This window comes from Bacillus sp. VT 712 (assembly GCF_001614195.1).
Lineage (GTDB): Bacteria > Bacillota > Bacilli > Bacillales > Bacillaceae_H > Priestia > Priestia flexa.
Genome location: NZ_LWBK01000072.1, coordinates 1 through 5,143, shown reverse-complemented (window position 1 = coordinate 5,143; position 5,143 = coordinate 1). Strand labels below are relative to the sequence as shown.

The 5,143-nt window shown below is 40.6% G+C and carries 4 protein-coding genes and 1 pseudogene; all 5 read right to left on the bottom strand.

Annotated features, from left to right (window positions below; all coding sequences use genetic code 11):
• Positions 1–193 precede the first annotated feature (193 nt).
• Entirely contained in the window at positions 194–1,528 is a 1,335-nt protein-coding gene (glnA, locus tag A2U94_RS19615; RefSeq protein ID WP_025908619.1) for a type I glutamate--ammonia ligase, read from the bottom strand.
• Between the two features lie 81 nt (positions 1,529–1,609).
• Complete coding sequence (locus tag A2U94_RS19610) at positions 1,610–2,032, bottom strand: MerR family transcriptional regulator (RefSeq protein WP_025908618.1); 423 nt, start codon at positions 2,030–2,032, stop codon at positions 1,610–1,612.
• Positions 2,033–2,224: 192 nt separating this feature from the next.
• Positions 2,225–3,487, bottom strand: coding sequence for a methionine gamma-lyase family protein (locus A2U94_RS19605; RefSeq protein WP_025908617.1), 1,263 nt, complete (start codon positions 3,485–3,487; stop codon positions 2,225–2,227).
• A gap of 15 nt (positions 3,488–3,502) precedes the next feature.
• Entirely contained in the window at positions 3,503–4,753 is a 1,251-nt protein-coding gene (gene hflX / locus A2U94_RS19600) for a GTPase HflX (protein WP_051567071.1), read from the bottom strand.
• A gap of 201 nt (positions 4,754–4,954) precedes the next feature.
• A pseudogene (locus A2U94_RS21700) lies at positions 4,955–5,143 on the bottom strand (IS701-like element ISPlan1 family transposase); the annotation flags it as partial.

Here is a 5,143-nt window from a genome sequence, read left to right as displayed (position 1 = left end):
CACTCACATTTCAAATACGCTTGAAAAACGCAGCATAGCAAGCTATTCAGAATACATGAACTATGACCATATTTCTACCGAAAAAAAATAATGTGGTCAAAATGTGGTCAAGCTGTAAAATCCTAAAGAAATACGTCCACAATAAAAAAAGCCTGAATGACTACAAATGCAGTCATATCAGGCTTTCCACCAATTAATATTGGCTCATGTATTGATCGCGTTCCCATGGATGAACTTGTGTGCGGAACATATCCCACTCAATTTCCTTAGCTTCGATGAAGTGTTCAGCTAAGTGCTCACCTAATGCAGAAACCATGATTTCGTTAGCTTGGAAGCTATCTAAAGCTTGAGCTAGCGTAGCAGGTAAATCTACGATACCTTCTTTTACGCGCTCTTCTTTAGTCATTACATAGATGTTGCGGTCAATTGGTTTTGGAGCTTCAAGATTGTTCTTGATTCCGTCTAAACCAGCTTTTAGTAATACAGCCATCGCTAGGTATGGGTTAGCAGCTGGGTCTACGCTACGTACCTCAACACGAGTTCCTACTCCGCGAGAAGCTGGGATACGAATTAATGGGCTACGGTTGCGTGCAGACCATGCAACGTAACAAGGAGCTTCGTAACCAGGTACTAAACGCTTGTAAGAGTTTACTGTTGGGTTTGTTACAGCAGTGAAGCTGTGAGCGTGCTTAATGATACCAGCGATGAATTGACGAGCTGTATCACTTAACTCTAAGTTTCCGTTTGCATCATAGAATGCATTTTGGCCATCTTTGAATAGTGAAAGGTTGCAGTGCATACCTGAACCGTTCACACCGAACAATGGTTTTGGCATGAATGTTGCGTGTAAGCCGTGCTTACGAGCAATTGTTTTAACTACTAGTTTAAATGTTTGGATGTCATCGCAAGCTCTTAATGCGCCAGCATATTTGAAGTCAATCTCATGTTGACCAGGAGCTACCTCATGGTGAGATGCTTCAATTTCAAAGCCCATTTCTTCAAGCTCTAATACGATGTCACGACGGCAGTTTTCACCAAGGTCAGTTGGTGCTAGGTCGAAGTAGCCACCTTTATCGTTTAATTCTAACGTTGGCTCTCCTTTTTCATCTAGCTTGAATAAGAAGAATTCTGGCTCAGGCCCAAGGTTAAAATCACTGAATCCTAAGTCTTCCATTTCTTTTAATATACGCTTTAAGTTGTTACGTGGGTCTCCATCAAATGGAGTTCCGTCTGGATTGTAGATGTCACAAATGAAACGTGCAACTTTACCTTTTTCAGACGTCCAAGGGAATACAACAAACGTGTCTGGATCTGGATATAAGTACATATCAGATTCTTCGATACGTACGAAACCTTCGATTGAAGAACCGTCAAACATCATCTTGTTGTCTAACGCTTTTTCTAATTGACTTACTGGAATTTCAACGTTTTTGATTGTTCCTAAAATGTCAGTGAACTGAAGGCGAATGTATTTTACATTCTCTTCCTGAACCTTTTTGAAAATATCTTCTTTTGTGTACTTTGCCATCGTGTGATCCTCCCCTAAATCTAAAAAATATTTATAGTTTATATACTTCCTGTTAACGAAGCATATAAATACTTACAATTTTTAATGAAAGAACCGAGACATATCTCCTTGATTGAGCGTTGCTTTGTTAAAGCGTCCTGCTTGCATTAACTCAGCGCGAAGCATCTTGCGTAACTCTTCATCTGATAGCTCAGATTTGCTTGCTTCTGCTACAACCTTTTCATCTTCTGGTTTTGTCTCTTTTTTATGCCCTTCTTGCGCTTTCTGAACTTGAAATAGCTGCTTAACACCAGCTAAGTTTACACCTTGTTCAATTAAGTCACGAATTTCTAGTAATTTATCAACATCGTTAAACGAGAATAATCGACGATTACCTTCAGATCGTACAGGTGTAACTAATTCATGTTCCTCATAGTAGCGAATTTGGCGAGCCGACAACTCAGTTAACTGCATCACAATTCCAATTGGGAAAAGCGGCGTATTTCTTCGTATGTTGTCACTCATCTCAGTTCCTCCTTTGATTAACTAGTTTCATTGTATGCCATGTTAGTTTATCTGTCAACCATATGTGAGCAATTCTCACATAAAAATTTTTAGAATATTTCACGAATACAATAAAATAGCGATTTTAGTTTATTTTTAATTTGTTTTTATACACGATAGCTCATCTTTTTCTCTTGCTGAGCAAGATTATACTTAAATTAACTTTTTCAAAATCATTGAATCAATTGCTGTGCAGATAGCTACTTTAACGTGAGCATACGTTAAACCACCTTGTACATAAGCAACATACGGTGGACGGATTGGACCATCTGCCGTTAGCTCTAAGCTAGCCCCTTGAACAAACGTACCGGCTGCCATGATTACATCGTCTTCATATCCTGGCATATAAGCTGGGTATGCCGTCACGTGCGAATTAATTGGCGACGCGTATTGAATTGCTTGGCAAAACGCCACCATCTTATCCCGATCATCAAACTGAACGGACTGAATTAAGTCTGTTCGCTCAGCGTCCCACTTTGGTTCTGACTGCATCCCAAGTTTTTCAAACATGGCCGAAGAAAATACAGCCCCCTTTAAAGCCTGCCCTACAACGTGCGGAGCTAAAAAGAAACCTTGATACATTTCCTGTAGGCTGTACAGCGTTGCACCAGCTTCTGCTCCAATACCTGGCGTTGTCATGCGGTAAGAGCATGCTTCAACCAACTCTTTACGTCCAGCAATATAGCCACCGATTTTCGCTAACCCACCGCCTGGATTTTTAATGAGAGAGCCTGCAATTAAATCAGCTCCAACATGAGATGGCTCTATTGTCTCTACAAATTCTCCGTAACAGTTATCTACAAATACGATAACGTCTGGCTTGATGCTTTTCACAAAAGCAATCATTTCTTTAATTTGGCTGACCGTAAACGAAGGACGAATTCCATAACCTTTTGAACGCTGAATACCAATCATTTTCGTTGTATCCGTAATGGCCGCTTTCACTTCTTCAAGGTCTACTCGCCCTTCTTTTGTTAAATCTACGGCTTTATATCCAATGTTATACTCTTTCAGTGAACCAACGCCAGACCCTCTAATTCCAACGATTTCTTCAAGCGTATCGTATGGCTTACCGGTAATGTATAAAAGGTCGTCACCAGGTCGCAACACACCGAATAGCGAAATGCCTATTGCATGCGTACCTGAAATAATTTGGGGACGTACAAGGCACGCTTCCGTTCCAAATACATCAGCATATACCTTTTCAAGCGTATCTCTTCCTAAATCATCATAACCATAGCCCGTGGAGGGAATGAAATGTGAATCACTCACCTGGTTTTGTTGAAAGCTTTGCAGCACGCGAAACTGATTTGCTTCAATCACTTCATCAATTCGTTCATGAATCGGCTTAATTTGCTGCTCCACTTCCTTTGCTAACCTTTTAATTCTCTCTCCGTTTGCTAACTGATCAAACATCATTTTCTATCTTCCTCAACTTTCTTCTATCATTCTTAGCTGCTTATAAATTGGGTGCTCTTTTGCAATATAGCCTCGGCACTCGTACTTTTCTTTTTCCTCATTAAACTTTAGGGAGTCAACCAGCGCAACGGTTTTTAACTCCGCCAACAGCTTGCCCTCATCCGAAGGAATAAATAGATGAAAGTACTCCATCTCTTTCTTCATTTCATCCTGGATCTTTGTTCCCAGCAAAGCGAGATCTTCCTTATTAAAAGCGCTGATTAAAACAGAAGCAGGTGTGGTCGGCACAAATAATTCATGCTTCACATCTCGCTTATTATAAACGGTTAACATCGGAATATCTTCTACATCTAATTCCGCTAATAGCTTGTGAACAGTTTGCTCATGGTTGTGATAGTCTGGATTACCAGAGTCGACCACGTGTAAAATGAAATCAGCTTCTGTCACTTCTTCTAATGTGGAACGAAACGCAGCAACAAGCGTTGTTGGCAAATCTTGAATGAACCCAACCGTATCTGTTAAAAGAGCAGTTAAGCCGGACGGCATCGTATACTGTCTCGTCGTTGGATCAAGGGTTGCAAACAGCTGATTTTCTTCATAAATGCCCGCTTCTGTTAAACGATTGAAAAGCGTTGACTTACCGGCGTTTGTGTATCCTACTATAGCGATTTGATATACGTGGTTACGCTTTCTTCTCTCTCGGTAGCGCTCCCTGTGACTGACGACTGTTTTTAACTGACGCTTAATTTCATCGATTTTACGACGAATATGACGTCGATCGCTTTCAAGCTTCGTTTCACCTGGACCTCTTGTACCAATTCCTCCTCCTAAGCGAGAAAGTGCTGTTCCCTGTCCAACTAGGCGAGGAAGTAAGTAGTTTAGCTGCGCAAGCTCAACCTGCAGCTTTCCTTCTTTTGTTTGCGCACGCTGCGCAAAAATATCTAAAATCAGCTGTGTTCGGTCAATGATTCGAGCTTCTAGCTGACTGGATAAATTACGAATTTGACTCGGTGAAAGCTCATCGTTAAACACAATTAAATCTGGCTCTAGCTCTTCTTCAAGCGCAACGAGCTCTTCCACTTTTCCTTTTCCGATATATGTAGCTGGATGTATACGGTCGCGCTTTTGAGACAAGCGTACTAGAACCTCACCCTGTGCTGTTTCAGTTAATGATGCTAGTTCATCCATCGAATACTCAAAGCGCTCATCATCATCGTGAAGCTGACACCCCACTAAAATCACACGCTCAAGCTCTTGTTTCATCTCAAATGTCAATGACTTTCCTTCCCTTACTGTTAAAGTATTAACGCACTCATATCATAACAAAAAAACACGATTTTCTCTATCTCCTTCAAAGATGCAGAATAGATTGTTTTTACTAGTTTATCACGCTTTGTTTCTTTTAACTGATAATGAGCATTTTCCGATACAAATATTTCCATTCGATTAGAAATGATAGGTACCCTATGCCACTTGGAGCTCATTTTTAATTTGCTCAAGTGACGTTCCATTTGTGGTTTCACGATACACAAACTCAATGATACTGCCGATTTTTTGTTTTCTTATGCACTGAATGGCTAGGTTAAAGGCAGCCTTTCTAAGGTACATCGCAAAAACATAGGTGAACTGGACAATGGTCCAAAAACGCTTAAT